The sequence below is a fragment of the Paracoccus jeotgali genome, assembly GCF_002865605.1.
In the GTDB taxonomy this organism is placed as follows: Bacteria; Pseudomonadota; Alphaproteobacteria; order Rhodobacterales; family Rhodobacteraceae; genus Paracoccus; species Paracoccus jeotgali.
In genome coordinates this window covers 117,985-136,843 of sequence record NZ_CP025583.1, presented here as the reverse complement: position 1 = coordinate 136,843, position 18,859 = coordinate 117,985, and the positions used below count along the sequence as shown (strand labels likewise).

Genomic DNA, 18,859 nt, shown 5'->3' with positions numbered 1-18,859 from the left:
CTGGTCTGGACGATGCCGCAGCTTGGCCCGCCCGCGCGCCGCGTCGATCTGTCGGGGCTGGACCGCATGGACACGGCCGGCGCCTGGTATCTGGTCCGCGCCCGCGCCGCCGGCACCGTGATCGAAGGCGCCAGCCCCGCGCATGAGGGGCTGATCGAGGCCGTGGCCAGATCGCTGCCCGAACCCGATCCGCCCACCCCGCACGACACGACGCTGCATTACATCGTGACCCGGACCGGCGCGCATGTCGTGGCCGCGCTGTCCTATCTGCGCGAGCTGGCCGGCTATCTGGGCCGCTTCATCGCAGCCCTGGCGCGCGCGATCCGCCACCCGTCCGAGTTCCGCGTGACCTCGCTGACCTTTCACGCGCAGGAAACCGGGCTGCGCGCCGTGCCCATCGTCTTTGTCATGTCCTTCCTGATCGGCGTCGTTCTGGCCTTTCAGGGCGCCGCGCAGCTGCGCCAGTTCGGGGCCGAGGTCTTCGTCGTCGATCTGATCGCCATCGCCGTCCTGCGCGAGCTTGGCATCCTGCTGACCGCGATCATCGTCGCGGGACGCACCGCCTCGGCGCTGACCGCGTCCATCGGGTCGATGAAGATGCGCGAGGAAATCGACGCGATGCGGACGCTGGGCATGGACCCCAGTATGGTGCTGATCCTGCCCCGCATCCTTGCGCTGCTGATCACGCTGCCGATCCTGGGCCTGCTGTCCAATGTCGCAGGGCTGCTGGGCGGCGGCATCATGTCCTGGATCGAGCTTGATATCTCGCCCGCGCTGTTCATCAACCGGCTCGGCGATGTCAGCGTCGATCACGTCATCGTCGGATTGGTCAAGGCGCCGGTCTTTGCCCTGATCATCGGGGTGATCGGCTGCCACGCCGGGATGCAGGTCGGGCGCGACGCGGAATCGCTGGGCCGCCAGACCTCGAGCGCGGTGGTCCATGCGATCTTCGCCGTCATCATCGCCGATGCGCTGTTTTCGGTCTTTTTCGCCGAGATCGGGCTATGACCCGCGAGGCGGTGATCGAGGTGCGCGGCCTGCGCAGCCAGTTCGGCGACCATGTCGTGCATGACGATCTGGACCTCGACCTGTATCGGGGCGAGATCCTGGGCGTGGTCGGTGGCTCGGGGACCGGGAAATCGGTGCTGCTGCGCTCGATCGTGGGGCTGAACAAGCCGCGCGCGGGCGAGATCCGGGTCTTTGGCAAGGACGTCACCCGCCTGACCGGCGCCACCCGCGAGGCGTTCGAGCGCCGCTGGGGCGTGATGTTTCAGGACGGCGCGCTGTTTTCCTCGCTGAGCGTGCGCGAGAATGTCGAGGTGCCGTTGCGCGCGGTGCCCGGCCTGTCGGACACCGACCGGCGTGGCCTGGCCGAGCTGAAGGTCGCCATGGCTGGCCTGCCGGTCAGCGCCAATGACAAGTTCCCGTCCGAGCTGTCGGGGGGGATGCGCAAACGCGCCGGGCTGGCGCGGTCGCTGGCGCTGGACCCGGAGATTCTGTTTCTGGACGAGCCGACCGCCGGGCTGGACCCCATCGGGGCCGCCGCCTTCGACCGGCTGATCGTCGAGTTGCGCGACGCGCTGAACCTGTCGGTGTTTCTGGTCACCCACGACCTCGACACGCTGCACGCGTGTTGCGACCGGGTCGCGGTTCTGGCCGAACAGCGCGTGCTGACCACCGGCACCATGGAAGAGATGATGCAGGTCGATCACCCCTGGGTGCATGAATATTTCCACGGGCCGCGCGCCCGCGCCGCGATTTCCGGCACCGCAGAAAGCAGGTAGAGGCATGGAAACCAAGGCAAATTATGCGCTGATCGGGACGTTCACCATCCTTGGCTTTCTGGCGATGATGGGTTTCGTGATGTGGTTCGCCAAGCTCGAACTGAACCGGCAATTCGCCTATTACGACGTCTATTTCACCGATATCTCGGGGCTGGCGGTGTCCTCGCAGGTGCAGTTCTCCGGCCTCGCCGTCGGCCGCGTCGTCAGCACCGAGCTGGCACCACAGCGCAGCGCCGTGCGGGTGCGGCTGGAGCTGCGCGAGGATACGCCGGTGCGGACCGATTCGCGGGCATCCATCGACACCTCGGCGGTGACAGGGGTGTCGCTTGTCACCATCACCTCGGGTCAGCCGGACTCGCCGCTGCTGCGCGACGTGACCGAAACCGGCGTGCCGGTGATCGAGGCAAGCCCCTCGACCCTGCAAACCTTGGGCCGGCAGGCGCCCGAATTGCTGGAACGGCTGAACCGGCTGGCCGAACAGCTGACCCAGACGCTGGATGACGAAAACCAGCAGCGTTTCGCGCATATCCTTGAAAACGTCGACAACGCGACCAGCAATCTGGACCGCACGATGGAGGATGTGTCCTCGGCGACCGAGGCGATCGGCTCGCTCGCGTCGCAGATGTCGGGCTTTGCCGAGACCATCGACGAACTTGGCGCGACCGCCGACACGACGCTGAAGACCATCACCGACGCCGCCGGTCAGGCTGACCGCATGCTGGCCCGCGCCAACAGCTATATCGATGACGATCTGGCGCCGCTGACCGCCGATCTGCGCGCGTTGGGCCAGCAGGCGCAGGCCAGCATCGGCAAGCTGGACACCGCGCTGGATACCACGACCGACACCATGTCCGCCGCCGGCGACACCATCGAAGAGATCGCGCCCGTCTTTACTGATCTGCGCGAAACGCTGGCCAAGGTCAGCGCCTCGCTGGCCAACCTGCCCGAGGAACTGCCCCGGATCACCAGCAATATCTCATCCGCGGCGCGGTCGGCTGCGGATGCGTTCGACACGCTCGACACCCTGCTCGGCGGGGCCAGCGCCCCGGTGCAAAGCTTTGCGCGCGACGGGCTGCCGCAGTTTTCGCGGCTTGCGCAGGACCTGCGCAGCATGGTCAAAAGCATCGAGGGGCTGGTCACCGAGCTGCGACGCAACCCCGCCCAGCTTCTGCGCGGCCAGCCGCAGCCCGAGTTCCGCCGTTGAGGTGCGCCATGATCCGTTCTGCCCTGCTTGTCCCGCTGATCCTGTCGCTGTCCGGCTGCGGCGCGCTGAAAGCGCTGGAAGGCGAGCCCAACCGCGACGTGTTCGAATTGCGCGCGCCCACCGTCACCGCCAATCGCTGCGGTGGGACGCGGGTGCAGGATCTGGTGATCGAACTGCCCAAGACGCGTGGCACGCTGGACACCGAACGCATCATGATCCGCCCGTCGGTCCTGCAGACGCAATATCTGCCCGACGCGATCTGGGGCGACCCGGTGCCCGCCACCCTGCAACGCCTGCTGGTCGAGACCCTGGGCAGCTATGACACCTTTGCCCATGTCGGGCGCGCGCCTTTGGGGATATCGGGCGATCTGGCGATGATCAGCGAGATCGGCGAGTTCAACGCCCAGACCAGTGGCGAGGGGGCGGTGATCCGTCTCTCCGTCGACGCGCAGCTGGTGCGAGAAATGGATGCCACCATCGTCGGGCGCGGCCGGTTCTCGGCCACGACGCAGGCGCCCAGCACCCGCACCGCAGATCTGATCCCGGCCTTCGACGCCGCCGCGCAGGAACTGGTGGCGGAGATGACCGCCTGGACCCTGGGCCGCGTCGGCGTCAACACCGGTAGTTGCCGGTGACCCCGCCCCTGCTGATGCAGATCTGCGCGGGTTTCCGCGCCCCGCGCGCCCGGCTAAGCTGACGCGACCAACCGACCCCCGAGGACTTATGCAGATCGTCTATCACCTTGGCGCGCATGGCAGCGATCAGGACCGCCTGATCCGCACCCTGCTGCGCAACCGCGAAGCCCTGTGGCAGAAGGGGATCGAGATCCCGCCGCCCCGGCGCTATCGCGGGGTGCTGGGCGGGGCGATCAACTCGCTGAATGGCGGGCTGGCCCCGGCGGAACTGCAACAGACGCTGCTGGATGCGCTGATCGACGGCGAACGCGCCGATCGCATCATCCTGAGCCAGAGCAGCTTTCTGGGCGTGCCGCAGCGTGCCGTCTCGGCCGAGGGGCTGTATCCGCGCGGACCGTTCCGCCTGCAGGGCCTGTCGAACCTGTTCCCCGAAGACGTGGTCGAGTTCTTCCTGTCGGTCGTCCATCCGGCGACGCAGGTCGCGGCGCTGGTGGCGATGAGCAATGGCGATTACGACAGCGTCATGGGCCGGACCGACCCGCGCGGGCTGCGTTGGGCGCCCGCCATTCGCGCCATGCAGCAGGCCGTGCCCGACCGCGAGCTGGTGGTCTGGGCGCAAGAGGATCTGCCCTTTGTCTGGCCCGAGATCCTGCGCCGCATGGCCGATGTCGGCCCCGAGACGCTGCTGCTGGGCGATGATGCGATCCTGTTCGACCTGCTGCCGGCCGAGGCGATGTCCGAACTGCAGACCCGCATCGACGCCCTGCCCCGCAACGAGATTTCGGCCCGGCGCGACCTGATCGAACAGGCGCTGACCGAACATGCCGCGCCCAAGGCGATGGAGGCCGCCGTGACCCTGCCCGGCTGGTCGCAGGACCTGATCGACGATCTGGACGAGATCTATGCCGCCGATCTGGCCGAGATCGCCGCCATCACCGGGGTCGAGTTCATGTCGCCGTGACCGGCGGCGCTGTCAGTTACCGTCGCAGCGGCCCCCGACCCGGTCAGTTCATGCCAAGCGCGGCCTTGTACATGTCCAGAATCGCCTCTTCCTCGGCGATGTCGTCGCGGTCGCGCTTGCGCAGGGCGATGACCTTTTTCATCACCTTGGTGTCGTAGCCGCGGGCCTTGGCCTCGGCCATGACCTCTTTCTGACGCTCGGTCACGTCCTTCTTTTCCGCTTCCAGCTGCTCGTATTGTTCGATGAACTGGCGCAGCTCGTCGGCGGCGACGTTATAGGAATGATCGTCCGGCATTCTATCCCCCAATGGTCAGGCGACGTCTTAGGGTGTCTTGCCGGGCTTCGCAATGACGGCTAAGCCGCCCGGCAAAGGGGCAAGAGATGACAATATTCGACATCGTGATTGCCGGCGGCGCGACGCTGACCGCAGCCGGGCTGATGGGCATCCTGTGGTGCATCTGGACGGTCGCCCGCGCGCGCCGTCAGGGGCTGGAAGAGCCGGCTTTTCGGGCGAAAATGCAGCGCGTCGTGGCGGTGAACATGGGCGCACTGGCGGCATCCGTGCTGGGGCTGATGGCGGTGGTGATCGGGATCATGCTGGGCAAATAGCGCCCGATCAGATCAGCGCCAGATCGCGCAGCGCCGTTTCGATGCGCGACGCGGCGGCGTCCAGATCGCGCAGATCGTCCAGCGCGACCGTGCCGCGCAGGTTTTCCAGATGCCGCCCCCGGCTGCGGGCATAGCGCGGGTCATAGTGATGCTGCATCAGCTCATGCGCCAGCTCGCGCCACGCCGCGCCGTCCGCCATCCGCAGCCAGCTTTCGATCCGCTCGGCCGGATGCAGCGAGGCGAGCCTGCCCAAAATCTCCTGCACCTCGCCCGGCTGATCGGTGATGTCGGCATAATCGCGGGCCGAGAACCGGGCGCGTTCCGCCAGCGGCACCTGCAGCGCCAGACGCGGCGCGGCGGTGATCGCGGTCCACACCGCCTTGGGCAGCCCCAGCGTTCCGATGCGAGAGCTTTCGGCCTCGACCAGCACCGGGCGGCTGGGGTCCAGCCCTTCAAGCGCGGCGGCCAACCGGCCCTCGAACAGCTTCTGCCCCGGTTGCGGGCCGCGATGGCCGAACAGGCTGCCGCGATGATGGGCCAGCCCCTCCAGATCGATGACCTGATGCCCGCGCCCGGCCAGCACCCCCAGCAGCGCCGTCTTGCCGCTGCCGGTATTGCCGTCCAGCACCACAACGGGGGAGGGGAACCCCAGCTCTTGCACCCGGCGCACCACCTGCGCGCGCCAGCTTTTATAGCCGCCCTCGATCCGCCCGACCCGCCAGCCGATCTGCGCGAGGATCGTCGCCATCGCGCCCGAGCGTTGCCCGCCGCGCCAGCAATAGACCAGCGGCTGCCACGCCCCGTCATGACCCGCCAGCGGCCCCTGCACGTGACGCGCGACATTGGCCGCGACCAGCGCGCCGCCCAGCTTGCGGGCGTCAAAGGGTGAGACCTGTTTATACAGCGTGCCGACGCGGGCATGTTCGCTGTCGCTCAGCACCGGCAGGTTGATCGCACCCGGCAGGTGATCCTGCGCGAATTCCGCCGGCGAGCGGACGTCGATCAGCGCGTCGAATCCCTGCGGCATCCCGACCGTTTCCAGCCGGATGAGGTCCGGGCTACGCATCACGCGCGCTCGGCATGGCTGATCGGGGCATCAATAGACGTAGACGGGCGTGCCGACCGGCACCTCTTCGAACAGCGCCATGACGGCCTCGTTCCGCATCCGGATGCAGCCATTGGACACCGCGCGCCCGATCGAGCCGGGCTCGGTCGTGCCGTGAATCCGGATCGCGGTGTCGTTGCCGTTCGCGTCATACAGATACAGCGCCCGCGCGCCCAAGGGGTTGGTCGGGCCGCCGGGCATCCCGTCCTTGTATTTGCCGTATTGCTCGGGCTTGCGCTCGATCATCGCGGCGGTGGGGCGCCAGCTGGGCCATTCGACCTTGCGCCCGACCCGCGCCTTGCCCTTCCAGACCAGCTCGTCCTTGCCGACGGCGACGCCGTAGCGGATCGCGCGGCCGGGCGCCACGACGTGGTAGAGGAAGAACTTGTCCGACACGACGACGATCGAGCCGACCTCGAACCCCTCGCGAATCGGGACTTCGGTCGGCTGATAGGGGTCGGTGGTGGCCGACAGCGCCAGCGAAGGCGCGACGATCAGGGGAAGGGCCAAGCCCAGCAACTCGCGGCGTTTCATGTCAGATGTCCTGTTTCTGCTTTGCGGCAATTCTACAGGCTGCGGGGGCGGTCTGACAACCGCCGCCGGCGACGGGGTCGGCGGGACGCCGCGTGGCGGCCGGCCAAAGCCGGTTCAGTGCTGCGTCATCGGCGCGCCGTCATGCGCCATCGGCGCCGCGGCCTCGGCCTGACGGTCATTATCGACCGGCACGGTGGCCTGCAGCGTGCCGCAATCGCCGAAATCCAGCGTCAGCGCGACCTCGGCCCCGTTTTCCAGCGGCGCGGTCAGGCCCATCAACATGATGTGATCGCCGCCGCGTTCCAGCAGATGCGTGCCGCCGGCGGGGACGGTGAAGCCCGCCTCGACCTTGGTCATGCGCATCACGCCGTGGGCGCCGTGTTCATGGGTGTGCAGTTCGGCCACCTCGGCCGAATCGGTGGCGACGGCCTGCAGGGTGCAATCGCTGCCGCCGGCGTTGTGCAGCATGGCAAAGACCGCGCCCGCCTTGGGGTTGCTGCTGCGCGCATAGCCGTCCGAGAGGCTGAGATCGCCTTCGGCCGCAAAGCCGGCAGAGGCCAGCGGCAACATGAAGGCGGCGAGGGCGAGAGACAGGGTTTTCATCATTCGGTTCCTTGTTCGGTTGGGTTCAGACGGATCAGACCAGCCGAATTGGTGGACCTCGGGCCTGCGCGCGGGGCGGGACATGGCCGCGCGGGGTGCTGTGTCGCAGTTCGGGCGGCAGGACGTGCCCCAGCCGCAACAGGGGCGGCAGCGCGGGGTCAGTCGCCACGGCGGCCATAAGCTGCGCGGCCATGTCGGAGCACAGCACCCTGCGCTGCACCGGCTGCCCCTCGGCATCGACCGTCACCACCAGAACCGCGCTGCCCAGGCAGATCGTCGCCTGCGACTCGGACCGCGGCTGGGCATGCGCCATCGCCAACCCTTGCGAGGTCAGCGACAGAATCAGGATCAGCAGGATGCGCAACGCAGCTTTCATGGCGCGCAGACTAGCGGACGCGGCGGGGATGGAAAGCCGCCCGCAGAACGAAAATCGCCCCACCGGCAGGACCGGCAGGGCGCTGAGTTTCGCTCGCGGGCGGCAATCAGACCGACAGATGCGCAGCCGAATCGCCGGCTTCCGAGATTTCTTTCTTGATCTTCAGCGCGCGGGCCGACAGCTCGACATCGCGGGCCTTGGCAAGGAACGCATCCAGACCGCCGCGGTGATCGACCGAACGCAGCGCCGCCGCCGAGATCCGCAGCGAATAGCTGCGACCGGTCTTTTCCGACGTCAGGCTGACATCGTTCAGGTTCGGCAGGAACCGGCGACGGGTCTTGTTGTTGGCGTGGCTGACTTTGTTCCCGCTCATCGGGCCCTTGCCGGTCAATTCGCAGACGCGCGACATGATGCTATCCTCGTTCAGTTCTCGCGGGATGACCGGGGCCGAAGATGCAGCGACAGCGAGCCGGGTGAACCGCAATGTGAAAGGGCGCCGCGAGGCAGCGCCCGAAATTCCGTTCGCGGGTGATTACCGGCTATTTCCGCCCCGGTCAAGCCCCAAGCCCGCTATTTGCAGGCGTTCGATAGGCGTTTTCGACCGCGATCAGCCGCTCTTTGCGCCACAAACCACCGGCATATCCGGTCAGACTGCCATCCGCGCCGATGACCCGATGGCAGGGGATGACGATGGCGATGCCGTTGCAGGCATTGGCCCGCGCCACCGCCCGGATCGCCCGTGGCTGGCCGATGGCCTGCGCGATCTGGGCATAGCTGCGGGTCTCTCCGGCGGGGATGTCGCGCAGGGCGGCCCAGACGCGGCGCTGAAACTCGGTCCCGTGCGGGTGGATCGGCAGGTCAAAGCTGGCTCGCTCTCCGGCGAAGAACTGGCCAAGCTGCTCGGCCGTGCGGCGGGTGGCGGCGCTGCGGCCCAGCCCGATCCGCTGCCCCGACGCCACCGAGACGCGGGCAAGCTGCGCCTTCAGCGCCTTGCGGTCGGGGAATTCGAGCAGATGCAGCGCGTTGTCGTCGCCGACCGCGATCATCCCGCCCAGCGGCGTGTCGATCCAGTCCGCGACCAGCCCGCCCCCGTCCGCGCGCATGGCGGCGGGGGGATAGCCGAACAGCCGCGCAAAGGCGGCGCGAAAGCCGCTGGCCGACTCGAAACCGGCGTCAAGCTGCGCCTCGATCACCTTGTCCCCCTGCGCCATGCGGGCCGCGCCTGCCTTCAGCCGGGCCTGCCGCGCCATTTGCAGGAAGGTCATGCCGAACTGCCGGCGAAACGCCCGGCGGATGGTCGAGGGCTCGTGTCCCAGCCGAATCAGATCGGCCTCGGACCAGGGGCGCGACGGCTCGGCCTCGATGGCGCGGCGCAACCGGGCGATGGTGGCGTCGTCCGGCACCCCGCCAAGCGGCTGGCAGCGCTTGCAGGGGCGGAAGCCGGCGCGCGCCGCCTCGTCCGCGTTGGCGAACCAGCGGCAGTTCTCCGGCCGTGGCTTTCGCGCCGGACAGGTCAGCCGGCAAAAGATCCCGGTCGAGACGACGCCGACCAGCACCCGCCCCTCAAACGCCGGGTCGCGGGCGCAGAGCGCGGCGTAAAGCGTGGCCGGATCGTGGCGGGCGGGGGAATCATGGATGCTCATCATGTCTATCTTGTGCCATGACCCGGCCCGCGTTGAAGCCTCATTTCGGGCGCGGCATCCGAAAACCGCCTGCGCCGCCGAAAACCGCGCTTGTCGCAGGCGGCCGCCCGCGCCTATGGTCGCGCCCTCGCCCCACCGGCCCAAAGGCCCGCCATGCGTCACCTGCTTTTCGCGCTTCTGCTGACTTTTCTTGCCCCCGCAGCTTGGGCCGATCCGGCGCGGCTGCTGATGGTGCGCAGCGACGCCTGCCACTGGTGCCGCGCGTGGGAGGCAGAGGTCGCCCCTGCCTATGCCGCCAGCCGGCAAGGCCGCGCCGCGCCGCTGCAGCGGATCGAGATCGACGGCCCCTGGCCCGACGGCATCGCGCTGGCGCGGCGGCCCTATGTCACCCCGACCTTCATCCTGATCCGATCGGGCGCCGAGGTCGGCCGGATCGAGGGCTATCCCGGCCCGGACGGGTTCTGGCAGCTTCTCGACGGGCTGCTGGCGGTGCCCTGACGGTTTCCTTCGCGCGGGCCTTGCGCTAACACCCGAAGATCACGCCAAGACAGGTTCAGCCATGCACGATATCCGCGCCATCCGCGACAATCCCCAGGCTTTCGACGCCGCTCTGGCGCGGCTCGACCTGCCGCCCGTCGCGGCGCAACTGCTGTCGCTGGACGAGACCCGCCGCGCCCGCATCAAGGCCGCCGAGGACGCGCAGGCCGAGCAGAACCGCGCCAGCAAGCAGGTCGGCGCCGCCAAGGCCAAGGGCGACGAGGCCGAGTTCGAGCGCCTGCGCGCGCTGGTGGCCGAGACCAAGGCGCAGGTCGCCGCCATGCAGGCCGAGGCCGCCGATCTGGACCGGCAGTTGCGCGACTTGCTGATGACCATCCCCAACCTGCCGCTGGACCGCGTCCCCGATGGCGCCAGCGAGGCCGACAATGTCGAGCTGCGCCGCTGGGGCTCGCCGCGGCAGATGGATTTCACCCCGGTCGAGCATTTCGACATCGCGGGCGTCCGCCCCGGCATGGATTTCGCCACCGCGGCCAAGCTGTCGGGATCGCGCTTTGTCGTGCTGCAAGGCGCGGTGGCGCGGATTCACCGGGCGCTGGCGCAATACATGCTGGACACCCATATCGACCACCACGGCCTGACCGAGACCTGGACCCCGGTGCTTGTGCTGCCGGCGATGATGGAGGGCACCGGGCAGTTGCCGAAATTCGGCGATGACAGCTATCGGACCACCGATGGCTGGTGGCTGATCCCGACGTCAGAGGTCACGCTGACCAACACCGTCAACGGCGCGCTGCTGGATCACGCCGATCTGCCGCGCCGGATGGTGGCCCATTCGCAATGCTTCCGCTCGGAAGCGGGCAGCGCCGGGCGCGACACGGCGGGGATGCTGCGCCAGCACCAGTTCGAAAAGGTCGAGATGGTCTCGATCACCGATGCCGATAGCGGGCTGGCCGAACATGACCGCATGACCGCACAGGCCGAGGCGATCCTGCAAGGGCTGGAGCTGCCGTACCGCACCATCATCCTCTGCACCGGCGACATGGGCTTTTCCGCCCGCATCACCCATGACATCGAGGTCTGGCTGCCCGGCCAGAACAGCTATCGCGAGATCTCTTCGGTCAGCTATTGCGGCGATTTCCAGGGCCGGCGGATGAACGCCCGCTATCGCCCCGAGGGCGGCGGCAAGCCGGAATTCGTCCACACGCTGAACGGCTCGGGTCTCGCCGTCGGGCGGACGCTGATCGCGGTGCTCGAGAACGGGCAGCAGCAGGACGGCTCGGTCGTGCTGCCGAAGGCGTTGCATCCTTATCTGGGCGGCTGCACGCTGCTCGGGGCGGATGGCCGGCTCGCCTGATTCTCGCCATGCCGCATCGGCGGCGCAACTTGCCGGCAGTCTGGGCGTTGAGGTGGGATGGAACGTGCCGCGACCATTTTGCTGTGCCTCATGGCGCTGGCCTTCGTGACCAGCGGCGCCCTGTTTGCATTGGCCGACAACCCGATCAACCTGCTGATCCCGGATATCGGGACGCGGGCGACCGGCACCCTGCTGCCTGATGACGACAGCCTGGCCGGGCTGTATCTGCGGCCCCGGCATCCGGCGACGTGGATCCTGCTGTTCGGGCTGTGGCTGATGCTGATTGCCAGCACGCTGCGGCAGTTGTGGCTGATCCCGTCCGGGCGCTACCTGGCGCTGGCCGATGTGGCGCTGCTGATCGCGGCGCTGGCGGCGGGCACCGTCTGGCCTTGGGTCGCGGTGCAGGCGCCGCTGGCGGGGTTCATCATCTGCGTGACCATGCTGCTGGCGCTGATCGCCGCCGCCAAGCGCAAGGATTCGGACGGCAGGCTGGAACGCAGCCCGGTCATCGGCGCCTTTATCGGCTGGGCCACGGTCCTGACCTTCGGCGCATTCGCCACCTTCCTGTCCAACGCCACCATGCTGCCGATCGAGCTTGCCGCCGTCGTCGGCGCGATGCTGACCTGCGGGGCGGCGATCGCGATCCAGCTTTGGCTGCCGCGCAATGCGGCCTATACGCTGACGGTGATGTTCGCGCTGCTGGCGAGTGCGGCCACGACCATCGACGCCAACCCGCCGCTGGCGGTGATCGCGGTGCTGTCGATCTCGGCGCTGACCTTCCTGCTGGTCCGCGTCACCACCTGAAACCTAGCTGCCCTTGGGCTTCTGGCGGTTGCGATGCTTGGACAGCGCGCCCGACTGGCTGATCTTTTGCGCCTTGTGCCGATAGGGGTTCACCGTCCCCTGATCGCGGAAAAAGATGCGGATGGGCGTGCCGGGCATGTCGAAATCGGTCCGCAGCCCGTTCACCAGATAGCGGTGATAGCTGTCGGGGATCTTGTCGGTATGGGTCGCCTTGACCACAAAGGCCGGCGGACGCGTCTTGACCTGCGTCATATAGCGCAGCCGGATGCGGCGGCCACCCGGCGCGGGCGGGGGATGGGTCTCGGTCATCGCCGACAGCCACTGGTTCAGGCGCGAGGTCGAGATGCGCTTGTTCCACACCGCATAGGCCTGCATGATCGCGTTGTGCAGCCGGTCGAGGCCCTTGCCGGTGCGCGCCGAAACCGTCACCAGCGGCGCCCCCTTCAGCTGCGGCAAAAGGCGTTCAAAACTCGACCGCAGCTCTTTCAGCTTGTCGGCCTTGTCCTCTTCCAGATCCCATTTGTTCGCGGCCAGCACGACGGCGCGGCCCTCGGTCTCGGCCAGATCGGCGATGCGCAGATCCTGCTGCTCGAAGGGGATCGCCACGTCCAGCAGCACGACCACCACCTCGGCAAAGCGCACCGCGCGCAGACCGTCGGCCACGGACAGCTTTTCCAGCTTGTCGACGACCTTGCCCTTGCGGCGCATCCCGGCGGTGTCGAAGATCCGCATCGGCGTGCCCATGAACTCGGCCCGGACCGAAATCGCGTCGCGGGTGATCCCGGCCTCTGGCCCGGTCAGCAGCCGATCCTCGCCCAGGATATTGTTGATCAGCGTCGATTTCCCGGCATTGGGCCGCCCGATCACCGCCAGTTGCAGGGGGCGATCCTCGGTCGGCAGCCAGTCGGGGGGCGCGTCCTCGTCGAACTCGGCATCCTCGGGCAGGGCCACATCGACGGCGGGTTCGTTGACCGCGTTCTGCGCCGTCAGATCGGCGGCCAGCGGCTTCAGCACTGCATAGATATCCTCGAGCCCCTCGCCATGCTCGGCCGAGATCCGCAGCGGCTCGCCCAGCCCCAGACCATAGGCTTCGAGCGCGCCGGCCTCGCCCGCGCGGCCCTCGGCCTTGTTGGCGGCAAGGATGACATGACGCGCGCGGCGGCGCAGGATATCGGCGAAATATTCATCCGCCGCGGTGACGCCGACGCGGGCGTCGATGACGAACAGCACCACATCTGCCTCGTCCACCGCGCGTTCGGTCAGGCGGCGCATCCGGCCCTGCAGGCTGTCATCCTCGGCCATTTCCAGACCGGCGGAATCGATCACGATGAAGCGCAGATCGCCCAGACGCCCCTGCCCCTCGCGCAGGTCGCGGGTGACACCGGGCTGGTCGTCGACCAGCGCCAGCTTGCGCCCGACAAGGCGGTTGAACAGGGTCGATTTGCCGACATTGGGCCGACCGACAATGGCGAGGGTAAAGCTCATCGATAGGCCAGAAGGTTGCCGGTGCGGCTGATGACGTAAAGCGTGCTGCCGGCCACCACCGGCGCGGTCGCGGCCCCACCGGGGATCGCCACCTGCCCGACCAGATTGCCCGAGGCCGGATCGAACATCCGCATCAAACCGTCCGAGCCGGCGACGAACAGCCGCCCGCCGGCCAGGATCGGGCCGTATTGGGCAAAGATGCGGTCCTGTTTCTTGATCTTCTGGTCGGTATACAGCGGCATGTCGCGCGCCCAGACCAGACCGCCGCTGGCGGCGTCCAGCCGGATCAGCTGGTTTTCTTCATTGATCGCATAGACCGCGTTGCCCGCCGCCGCGACGGGCGAGACCGCCCCCTCGCGCGCGGTCCAGATCTCCGCCCCGGTGGTCCGGTCGAAGGCAGCAAGCCGCCCGGACGAGGTGCCGGCGATGACCCGGTCGCCCAGCAGCACCGGCTCTCCGGTCATGTCGCGGATGAAGGCGATGGCGCGGCCGACACGGGTGCCGGCGACCTGCGCGGTCCAGTTCTGCACGCCGGTCTCGCGGTCCACGGCCAGCAGTTGACCCGAGGAGAAGGGGAACACCACCAGCGACCCGTCCACCGCCGGCGCGGCCACGCCCATGACGCCGGTGGGCTGCGGGATGCCGGTGGCCTGCCACATCAGCTTGCCGTCGCTGGCGCGGACGGCAAAGCCGGTGGCGTTGCGGCTGGCAACATAGACGGTGCCGTTCAGGACCGTCGGCCCACCCGCCGCCGGCCCGTCCAGCCGCTGCCGCCACAGCACCGCGCCGCGCGCGGCGTCCAGCGCGACCAACTCGCCATAGGCCGTGGTCACGAACAGCTTGCCGCCCTCGTAAGCGAGACCCCCGCCCGAGCCGCTGTTCGGATTCTCGCCCAGCGGCACCAGATCGGCGGCCCACGCCCGCCCGCCATTCAGCGCCGTCGCCACCACCCCGGCCCGGCTGTCGAGCGTGAAGATCCGCCCCCCGGCCACGATCGGATCGGCGGTGATCCGGTGCCGGCGCCCGTCGGGCTGGCCGATGGGGGCGGCGAATTGCAGCGCGGTCCCCGCGCCCAGCGCGACGTGACCCGCGGCATGGGCCGGATTGCCGCCGCGATGGGTCCATTCGGCATTGGCGCGCGGCCCCGGCAGTTGCAGCGCCGCCGTTCCCGCGACCGGCTGCACGACCGCCGGCCCGTCGGGCGAGGTGATCGCGCGCGGATCATAGCGCGGGCCGGGCAGGATCACCTCTCGGTCGCCACAGGCGGCAAGCGCAAACACCAGCGCCAGCGAAGCGGCCAGCGCCGGCTTGGCGGTCAGGGCAGGTCGAAGCGTCATGGCGGACCTCATCTCAGTCGGTGGCGATGGCAGCGGCGCTGTCCGCAGCGGGCGCGGCGTCGGCGCGTGCGGTCTCGACCGCCTGCGGCAGCCCGGCGCGATCAGCGGCGGCGGGGTCGGTCGCCCGCCCGCCAAGCGCCACGGTCATTTCGGCCAGACGCGCGTTCATCGTCTGGCTGACGCCGCTCTCGCTCTGAATCTCGCGGATCAGGGTCAGCGCGTCCTGATCCCGCCCGGCGGCGATCAGCGCCACGGCCTTCTGTTCCAGCGCCAGCAGGCGGAACGGCGCGCCGGGCTTGGACAGCTCGGCCAGTTCGCGGTCACGCGCGGCGGCGTCCATCGTCTCACCCGCGACCAGCACCGCCTTGAGCCGCGCCAGATCGCGCAGCACCGGGTCGGACGCCGTCGCGGCGGCATCGGCCAGCAGATCGGTCGCGCCCGCGGCATCGCCATCCTGCTGGGCGGCCCCGGCGGTCAGCAGCAGCCCCAGCGCCGCCCGGTCGGGATTGCCCGCCCCGTCCAGCGAGGCCAGCGCGGCGCGCTGATCCTCGGCCTGCTGCGCGGCCAGCACCGCGTCGCCCCACGCCTCGGCCGCCGCCTGATGGCGGGCGATGTCATATTCGCGCCAGGCGGCGCCGCCGACGATGGCCGCGATCAGCGCCAGCCCGATCCAGCCATAGCGCCGCATCAACCGGTAAAGGCGGTCGCGGCGCACTTCCTCGGTGACTTCGTCGATAAAGCTGTCTGTGTCGTGGGTCATGTGGTCCGCCTTGTTCTTGCAGCCTCTTATAGAGCAGACGCGGCCACGGACAAGCCGCAGACCGACGCCGCGCGGGGCAAATCCCGCAGCCGCCGCGCCCCTTGACGCCCGCCCGCCCACGCGCTTTTCAGGGCCGACCCGTGAAGGAGCCGCCATGACCGCCCTGCCCGCCCCCCTGACGCCCGACCGGATCGAGGCGCTTTTCACCCGCGACGGCCAGTATCTCTGCGCGCGTTGGGGCCGGCCGGTCGCGCCGGTGATCTTCGGTCTGGGCGATGACAGCCTCGATCTGTTCCGCAGCGTGCTGGGCGCGGCCTGCGCCCATGCCCGCGTCCCGACGACCGAGGCCGACCCGGAAATGGGTGCCAATCTGATGCTGTTCTTCTGCCGCGAGTGGGACGAGCTGTCCGCCCTGCCCGATCTGGACCGGCTGACCGGCCAGCCCGATCTGCCGCAGCGGTTGCAGGCGCAATCGGCGGATCATTACCAGATCATGCGCTTTGAAAGCAGCGGCGCGATCCGCGCCTGCCTGTCCTTCGCCCGCATGTCCGGTCCGCTCGGTCAGCTGCACCCGGCCGTGCTGGCCGAGACGCTGGCCATGCGCGCGCTGCTGAGCTTCGCGGTCGAGATCACCCCCAGCCCGGACCTCGCCGCGCTGATCCGCGCGGCCTATGACCCTGTGCTGCCGGACGCGGCCCGCGACCCCAGCCATGCGCTGCGTCTGGCGGCGCGGATGGCGCAGGGCTAGACGATCCCGCTACCCCGCCTTTTCCAGCCGCTCGCGCAGGGCGCGCAGGGCGGGCAGCGCGGCGCGGGCGTGCTCGGCGCCGATATCGCGGACCACATCCGTCATCACCGGCAGGATCGCCGCCAGCGCCGCATCCCGCGCCGCGCGCCCCGAGGGGCTGATCGAGACCAGCTTGCGCCGCGCATCGTCCCAGTCGGGCCGAATATGGACGTGGCCGGCCCATTCCAGACGCGCCAGCGTGTTAGACATCGCGCCACGGGTCAGGTGAAACGCCTCGGCCAGTTGCGCGGGCGTGCGCTCGTCCGACAGATGCGCCAGCAGGTTCAGGACCGAGAAATGCGAGATCTGCATCCCGCGCGGCAGCGACCGCACGATCAGCGCGCGGGCAAGCTGCTCGACCACCAGCACCTCGGCAAAGAGGCTGGCGGCGACTGAGGCGCGGGCGGTGTCGTCGGGGGGCGAGGGGCGGTCAGTCACGGCATTTCAAAGGCTTGATCGGTCAGGGACGGGATGCGGGACCGTGACCGCGCAACCGCTGGCAAGTCAAGCGTGATGATCCCCACGCCGGGGCTCTCGCCCATGTCCAGCAGCACCTCGCCCCAGGGCGAGACGGCAAGGCTATGGCCAAAGCTGCGCCGCCCGCCGCCGCCATGCAGCGCCTCGTGACGGCCGGTCTGCGCCGGGGCCAGCACGAAGCAGCCGGTCTCGATGGCGCGGGCGCGCAGCAGGCTGTGCCAATGCGCGGCGCCGGTGGTGTCGTTGAAGGCCGAGGGCACGGTCAGCACCTGCGCGCCCGCCTGCGCCAGCGCCCGATAGAGATGCGGAAAGCGCAGATCGTAACAGATGCTCAGCCCGCAAGGCACCGGGTCCGGCGCCAGAACCGCCTGCGTGCCGGGGCGGTAGCTGCGCGATTCGCAATAGGATTCGCTGTCGGAAATCGTCACGTCGAACATGTGGATCTTGTCATAACGCGCCGCGATCCCGCCATCCGGCGCGATCAGCAGGCCGCGATTGACCAGCCGCGCGTCGCCGTCGCCCGCCGTCTCGGCGTCGGGGCGCAGCGCCAGAGAGCCGATCAGCAGCCAGATCCCCAGCCCCACCGCCTGTTCACGCAGCGCCCGCAGGGTCGGATCTTCGGCCTCGGTGCGGACGACCTCAGCCTGCCAGTCGCGGTTCTGCGCGATCAGGTTGGTGCATTCCGGCGTCAGCACCATCCGCGCGCCGCCCTCTGCCGCCTCGGCGATCAGCGCCTGGGTCTGCGGCAGGTTCTGCGCGGGGTCGTCGCTGACGCAAAGCTGCACCAGCCCGACCGTCAGCGCGTCAGCCGGGGCGGGCGCGGTCACGCCCTATCCCGCCAGCATCGGGTCGAGCGCACCGCGCCGGTCCAGCGCATGAAGCTCGTCCGAGCCGCCGACATGCTGACCATCGATGAAAATCTGCGGCACGCTGCGCCGGCCGCTGGCCCGCTTGGTCATCGCGTCGCGCAGCGAGGGGTCGCGGCTGACGTCGATCTCGGTGAAATCGGCGCTTTTGCGGTTCAGCAGCGCCTTGGCCGAATGGCAATAAGGGCAGGTGGGCGTGGTATAGATCTCGATCTTCGCCATGTCGCTTCCTTCGCTTGGGACAGGATGCACTTAGGAAATGGCGCCGCCGATTTCCATAGTGCCGTTCCGTCCGCCCGTCTCGCGCACCGCCCGCGCCAGCACCACCACGCTGACCGAAGCCGCCCCCGCCGCCAGCAGCGCATGGGTGGCCGCGGCCATCGTCGCCCCGGATGCCATGACATCGTCCACCAGCAGCACCGGACGCCCGGCCAGCATCGCGGCGTGTGCAGGTGTCACGGCCATCGCCTCGGCGAGGTTGGCGAAACGCTCGGCCCGGCTGCGGTGGTCCTGCGGCAGGGTGGCGCGGGTCCGCGCCAGCAGCGTCGGCGCGTGCTGCAGCCCATGCTGCCGCGACACCTGCGCCGACAGCAGCGCCGCCTGATTGAACTTGCGCCGCAGCAGGCGTCGCGGATGCAGCGGGATCGGCGCCACGATCATCTCGGGCCGGATCAGCGGCGCCGCCGCCTGCGCGACCCAGCCGCCCAGCGGCCGCCCCAGATCCAGCCGGTCGCCATGTTTCAGCGCCAGCACCAGCCGCCGCCCGACCCCGTCATAGACCACAGCCGCCCGCCCCGCATGCCACGGCCGCGTCACGATCAGGCAGTCGTCGCAGAGCAGACCCGCCGCGTCCGCCCCGCTGTCGCTGCCCCCGCCGGGCAGCGGCACGCCGCAGCGCGCGCAGGCGCAGCCGCCGACGAATTCACAATCGCGCCAGCAGGATGGACACAGCGCCCCATCGCCATCGACGCCGGCGCCGCAGCCCAGGCATTGCGGCGGATAGATGACCCGCAATGCGGCTTTCATCGTCCGCCGAA

At 69.1% G+C, this 18,859-nt stretch carries 24 protein-coding genes; 10 read left to right on the top strand and 14 right to left on the bottom strand.

Features of this window, described 5'->3' with window-relative positions:
* The first annotated feature begins 12 nt into the window (after nucleotides 1-12).
* The 5 genes from CYR75_RS00715 to CYR75_RS00695 all read left to right on the top strand — a co-directional run bounded on the left by CYR75_RS00715 (nucleotide 13) and on the right by CYR75_RS00695 (nucleotide 4,584).
* Nucleotides 13-1,008: an MlaE family ABC transporter permease gene (locus tag CYR75_RS00715; RefSeq protein ID WP_101498401.1), complete on the top strand. Its 996-nt coding sequence runs from the start codon at nucleotides 13-15 to the stop codon at nucleotides 1,006-1,008.
* Nucleotides 1,005-1,784, top strand: coding sequence for an ABC transporter ATP-binding protein (locus CYR75_RS00710; protein WP_101498400.1), 780 nt, complete (start codon nucleotides 1,005-1,007; stop codon nucleotides 1,782-1,784). The genes CYR75_RS00715 and CYR75_RS00710 overlap by 4 nt, the downstream gene beginning before the upstream one ends.
* Before the next feature lie 4 nt (nucleotides 1,785-1,788).
* Nucleotides 1,789-2,988 (top strand): MlaD family protein, encoded by a 1,200-nt coding sequence (locus tag CYR75_RS00705; protein WP_101498399.1) that lies wholly within the window; start codon nucleotides 1,789-1,791, stop codon nucleotides 2,986-2,988.
* An 8-nt stretch (nucleotides 2,989-2,996) separates the two neighbouring features.
* Nucleotides 2,997-3,623, top strand: coding sequence for an ABC-type transport auxiliary lipoprotein family protein (locus tag CYR75_RS00700; RefSeq protein WP_101498398.1), 627 nt, complete (start codon nucleotides 2,997-2,999; stop codon nucleotides 3,621-3,623).
* Between the two features lie 88 nt (nucleotides 3,624-3,711).
* The gene (locus CYR75_RS00695; RefSeq protein ID WP_101498397.1) at nucleotides 3,712-4,584 is read left to right on the top strand and encodes a hypothetical protein; all 873 of its coding nucleotides are present in this window, start codon (nucleotides 3,712-3,714) and stop codon (nucleotides 4,582-4,584) included.
* A gap of 43 nt (nucleotides 4,585-4,627) precedes the next feature.
* On the opposite strand, the gene CYR75_RS00690 is transcribed toward CYR75_RS00695, so the two are convergent.
* Complete coding sequence (locus CYR75_RS00690; protein ID WP_101498396.1) at nucleotides 4,628-4,879, bottom strand: DUF2312 domain-containing protein; 252 nt, start codon at nucleotides 4,877-4,879, stop codon at nucleotides 4,628-4,630.
* 86 nt (nucleotides 4,880-4,965) lie between these two features.
* Between CYR75_RS00690 and CYR75_RS00685 the strand changes: the two genes are divergently transcribed.
* Nucleotides 4,966-5,193 (top strand): hypothetical protein, encoded by a 228-nt coding sequence (locus CYR75_RS00685; protein ID WP_192876664.1) that lies wholly within the window; start codon nucleotides 4,966-4,968, stop codon nucleotides 5,191-5,193.
* A gap of 7 nt (nucleotides 5,194-5,200) precedes the next feature.
* Here the strand turns inward: CYR75_RS00685 and mnmH are convergent, their stop codons facing one another.
* From mnmH to CYR75_RS00655, 6 genes are all read right to left on the bottom strand, one after another.
* Complete coding sequence (gene mnmH, locus CYR75_RS00680) at nucleotides 5,201-6,259, bottom strand: tRNA 2-selenouridine(34) synthase MnmH (RefSeq protein WP_101498395.1); 1,059 nt, start codon at nucleotides 6,257-6,259, stop codon at nucleotides 5,201-5,203.
* Between the two features lie 30 nt (nucleotides 6,260-6,289).
* Nucleotides 6,290-6,832 carry a L,D-transpeptidase gene (locus CYR75_RS00675; RefSeq protein ID WP_101498394.1) on the bottom strand — a complete coding sequence of 181 codons (543 nt, stop codon included), beginning with the start codon at nucleotides 6,830-6,832 and terminating at the stop codon, nucleotides 6,290-6,292.
* A gap of 114 nt (nucleotides 6,833-6,946) precedes the next feature.
* Entirely contained in the window at nucleotides 6,947-7,438 is a 492-nt protein-coding gene (locus CYR75_RS00670; protein ID WP_225972777.1) for a copper chaperone PCu(A)C, read from the bottom strand.
* Between the two features lie 31 nt (nucleotides 7,439-7,469).
* Complete coding sequence (locus CYR75_RS00665; protein WP_158644543.1) at nucleotides 7,470-7,811, bottom strand: hypothetical protein; 342 nt, start codon at nucleotides 7,809-7,811, stop codon at nucleotides 7,470-7,472.
* A 106-nt stretch (nucleotides 7,812-7,917) separates the two neighbouring features.
* The gene (gene rpmB / locus CYR75_RS00660) at nucleotides 7,918-8,220 is read right to left on the bottom strand and encodes a 50S ribosomal protein L28 (RefSeq protein ID WP_101498392.1); all 303 of its coding nucleotides are present in this window, start codon (nucleotides 8,218-8,220) and stop codon (nucleotides 7,918-7,920) included.
* A 145-nt stretch (nucleotides 8,221-8,365) separates the two neighbouring features.
* Nucleotides 8,366-9,457: a bifunctional transcriptional activator/DNA repair enzyme AdaA gene (locus CYR75_RS00655; protein ID WP_225972776.1), complete on the bottom strand. Its 1,092-nt coding sequence runs from the start codon at nucleotides 9,455-9,457 to the stop codon at nucleotides 8,366-8,368.
* A gap of 150 nt (nucleotides 9,458-9,607) precedes the next feature.
* Here CYR75_RS00655 and CYR75_RS00650 point away from each other — a divergent pair, with 150 nt between their 5' ends.
* The 3 genes from CYR75_RS00650 (at nucleotide 9,608) to CYR75_RS00640 (ending at nucleotide 12,110) form a co-directional block, all read left to right on the top strand.
* The gene (locus tag CYR75_RS00650; protein WP_101498391.1) at nucleotides 9,608-9,952 is read left to right on the top strand and encodes a SoxS protein; all 345 of its coding nucleotides are present in this window, start codon (nucleotides 9,608-9,610) and stop codon (nucleotides 9,950-9,952) included.
* A gap of 61 nt (nucleotides 9,953-10,013) precedes the next feature.
* Complete coding sequence (gene serS, locus CYR75_RS00645) at nucleotides 10,014-11,306, top strand: serine--tRNA ligase (protein WP_101498390.1); 1,293 nt, start codon at nucleotides 10,014-10,016, stop codon at nucleotides 11,304-11,306.
* 57 nt (nucleotides 11,307-11,363) lie between these two features.
* The gene (locus CYR75_RS00640; protein ID WP_158644542.1) at nucleotides 11,364-12,110 is read left to right on the top strand and encodes a hypothetical protein; all 747 of its coding nucleotides are present in this window, start codon (nucleotides 11,364-11,366) and stop codon (nucleotides 12,108-12,110) included.
* Between the two features lie 3 nt (nucleotides 12,111-12,113).
* Here CYR75_RS00640 and der read toward each other — a convergent pair whose 3' ends face one another.
* The 3 genes from der to CYR75_RS00625 are packed head-to-tail and all read right to left on the bottom strand — an operon-like array spanning nucleotide 12,114 to nucleotide 15,692.
* The gene (gene der, locus CYR75_RS00635) at nucleotides 12,114-13,595 is read right to left on the bottom strand and encodes a ribosome biogenesis GTPase Der (RefSeq protein WP_101498388.1); all 1,482 of its coding nucleotides are present in this window, start codon (nucleotides 13,593-13,595) and stop codon (nucleotides 12,114-12,116) included.
* Nucleotides 13,592-14,932, bottom strand: coding sequence for a PQQ-binding-like beta-propeller repeat protein (locus tag CYR75_RS00630; RefSeq protein WP_225972775.1), 1,341 nt, complete (start codon nucleotides 14,930-14,932; stop codon nucleotides 13,592-13,594). Before CYR75_RS00630 ends, der begins: the two co-directional genes overlap by 4 nt.
* A 13-nt stretch (nucleotides 14,933-14,945) precedes the next feature.
* Nucleotides 14,946-15,692: a tetratricopeptide repeat protein gene (locus CYR75_RS00625; RefSeq protein ID WP_158644541.1), complete on the bottom strand. Its 747-nt coding sequence runs from the start codon at nucleotides 15,690-15,692 to the stop codon at nucleotides 14,946-14,948.
* A gap of 154 nt (nucleotides 15,693-15,846) precedes the next feature.
* Between CYR75_RS00625 and CYR75_RS00620 the strand changes: the two genes are divergently transcribed.
* Nucleotides 15,847-16,440 (top strand): hypothetical protein, encoded by a 594-nt coding sequence (locus CYR75_RS00620; protein ID WP_101498387.1) that lies wholly within the window; start codon nucleotides 15,847-15,849, stop codon nucleotides 16,438-16,440.
* Between the two features lie 9 nt (nucleotides 16,441-16,449).
* Here CYR75_RS00620 and CYR75_RS00615 read toward each other — a convergent pair whose 3' ends face one another.
* From CYR75_RS00615 to CYR75_RS00600, 4 genes are read right to left on the bottom strand one after another with little or no spacing between them, the layout of a single operon-like run.
* Complete coding sequence (locus tag CYR75_RS00615; protein WP_225972774.1) at nucleotides 16,450-16,917, bottom strand: MarR family winged helix-turn-helix transcriptional regulator; 468 nt, start codon at nucleotides 16,915-16,917, stop codon at nucleotides 16,450-16,452.
* Nucleotides 16,914-17,756, bottom strand: coding sequence for a carbon-nitrogen hydrolase family protein (locus CYR75_RS00610; RefSeq protein ID WP_101500779.1), 843 nt, complete (start codon nucleotides 17,754-17,756; stop codon nucleotides 16,914-16,916). The genes CYR75_RS00615 and CYR75_RS00610 overlap by 4 nt, the downstream gene beginning before the upstream one ends.
* Before the next feature lie 30 nt (nucleotides 17,757-17,786).
* The gene (grxC, locus tag CYR75_RS00605) at nucleotides 17,787-18,044 is read right to left on the bottom strand and encodes a glutaredoxin 3 (RefSeq protein ID WP_101498386.1); all 258 of its coding nucleotides are present in this window, start codon (nucleotides 18,042-18,044) and stop codon (nucleotides 17,787-17,789) included.
* A gap of 30 nt (nucleotides 18,045-18,074) precedes the next feature.
* Nucleotides 18,075-18,848, bottom strand: coding sequence for a ComF family protein (locus tag CYR75_RS00600; protein WP_101500778.1), 774 nt, complete (start codon nucleotides 18,846-18,848; stop codon nucleotides 18,075-18,077).
* Nucleotides 18,849-18,859: the final 11 nt, after the last annotated feature.

Coding starts and splice junctions, on each gene's coding strand:
- CYR75_RS00715 (WP_101498401.1), top strand. CDS start 13: ATGCCGCAGCTTGGCCCGCCCGCGCGCCGCGTCGATCTGTCGGGGCTG.
- CYR75_RS00710 (WP_101498400.1), top strand. CDS start 1,005: ATGACCCGCGAGGCGGTGATCGAGGTGCGCGGCCTGCGCAGCCAGTTC.
- CYR75_RS00705 (WP_101498399.1), top strand. CDS start 1,789: ATGGAAACCAAGGCAAATTATGCGCTGATCGGGACGTTCACCATCCTT.
- CYR75_RS00700 (WP_101498398.1), top strand. CDS start 2,997: ATGATCCGTTCTGCCCTGCTTGTCCCGCTGATCCTGTCGCTGTCCGGC.
- CYR75_RS00695 (WP_101498397.1), top strand. CDS start 3,712: ATGCAGATCGTCTATCACCTTGGCGCGCATGGCAGCGATCAGGACCGC.
- CYR75_RS00690 (WP_101498396.1), bottom strand. CDS start 4,879: ATGCCGGACGATCATTCCTATAACGTCGCCGCCGACGAGCTGCGCCAG.
- CYR75_RS00685 (WP_192876664.1), top strand. CDS start 4,966: ATGACAATATTCGACATCGTGATTGCCGGCGGCGCGACGCTGACCGCA.
- mnmH (WP_101498395.1), bottom strand. CDS start 6,259: ATGCGTAGCCCGGACCTCATCCGGCTGGAAACGGTCGGGATGCCGCAG.
- CYR75_RS00675 (WP_101498394.1), bottom strand. CDS start 6,832: ATGAAACGCCGCGAGTTGCTGGGCTTGGCCCTTCCCCTGATCGTCGCG.
- CYR75_RS00670 (WP_225972777.1), bottom strand. CDS start 7,438: ATGATGAAAACCCTGTCTCTCGCCCTCGCCGCCTTCATGTTGCCGCTG.
- CYR75_RS00665 (WP_158644543.1), bottom strand. CDS start 7,811: ATGAAAGCTGCGTTGCGCATCCTGCTGATCCTGATTCTGTCGCTGACC.
- rpmB (WP_101498392.1), bottom strand. CDS start 8,220: ATGTCGCGCGTCTGCGAATTGACCGGCAAGGGCCCGATGAGCGGGAAC.
- CYR75_RS00655 (WP_225972776.1), bottom strand. CDS start 9,457: ATGATGAGCATCCATGATTCCCCCGCCCGCCACGATCCGGCCACGCTT.
- CYR75_RS00650 (WP_101498391.1), top strand. CDS start 9,608: ATGCGTCACCTGCTTTTCGCGCTTCTGCTGACTTTTCTTGCCCCCGCA.
- serS (WP_101498390.1), top strand. CDS start 10,014: ATGCACGATATCCGCGCCATCCGCGACAATCCCCAGGCTTTCGACGCC.
- CYR75_RS00640 (WP_158644542.1), top strand. CDS start 11,364: ATGGAACGTGCCGCGACCATTTTGCTGTGCCTCATGGCGCTGGCCTTC.
- der (WP_101498388.1), bottom strand. CDS start 13,595: ATGAGCTTTACCCTCGCCATTGTCGGTCGGCCCAATGTCGGCAAATCG.
- CYR75_RS00630 (WP_225972775.1), bottom strand. CDS start 14,932: ATGACGCTTCGACCTGCCCTGACCGCCAAGCCGGCGCTGGCCGCTTCG.
- CYR75_RS00625 (WP_158644541.1), bottom strand. CDS start 15,692: ATGACCCACGACACAGACAGCTTTATCGACGAAGTCACCGAGGAAGTG.
- CYR75_RS00620 (WP_101498387.1), top strand. CDS start 15,847: ATGACCGCCCTGCCCGCCCCCCTGACGCCCGACCGGATCGAGGCGCTT.
- grxC (WP_101498386.1), bottom strand. CDS start 18,044: ATGGCGAAGATCGAGATCTATACCACGCCCACCTGCCCTTATTGCCAT.
- CYR75_RS00600 (WP_101500778.1), bottom strand. CDS start 18,848: ATGAAAGCCGCATTGCGGGTCATCTATCCGCCGCAATGCCTGGGCTGC.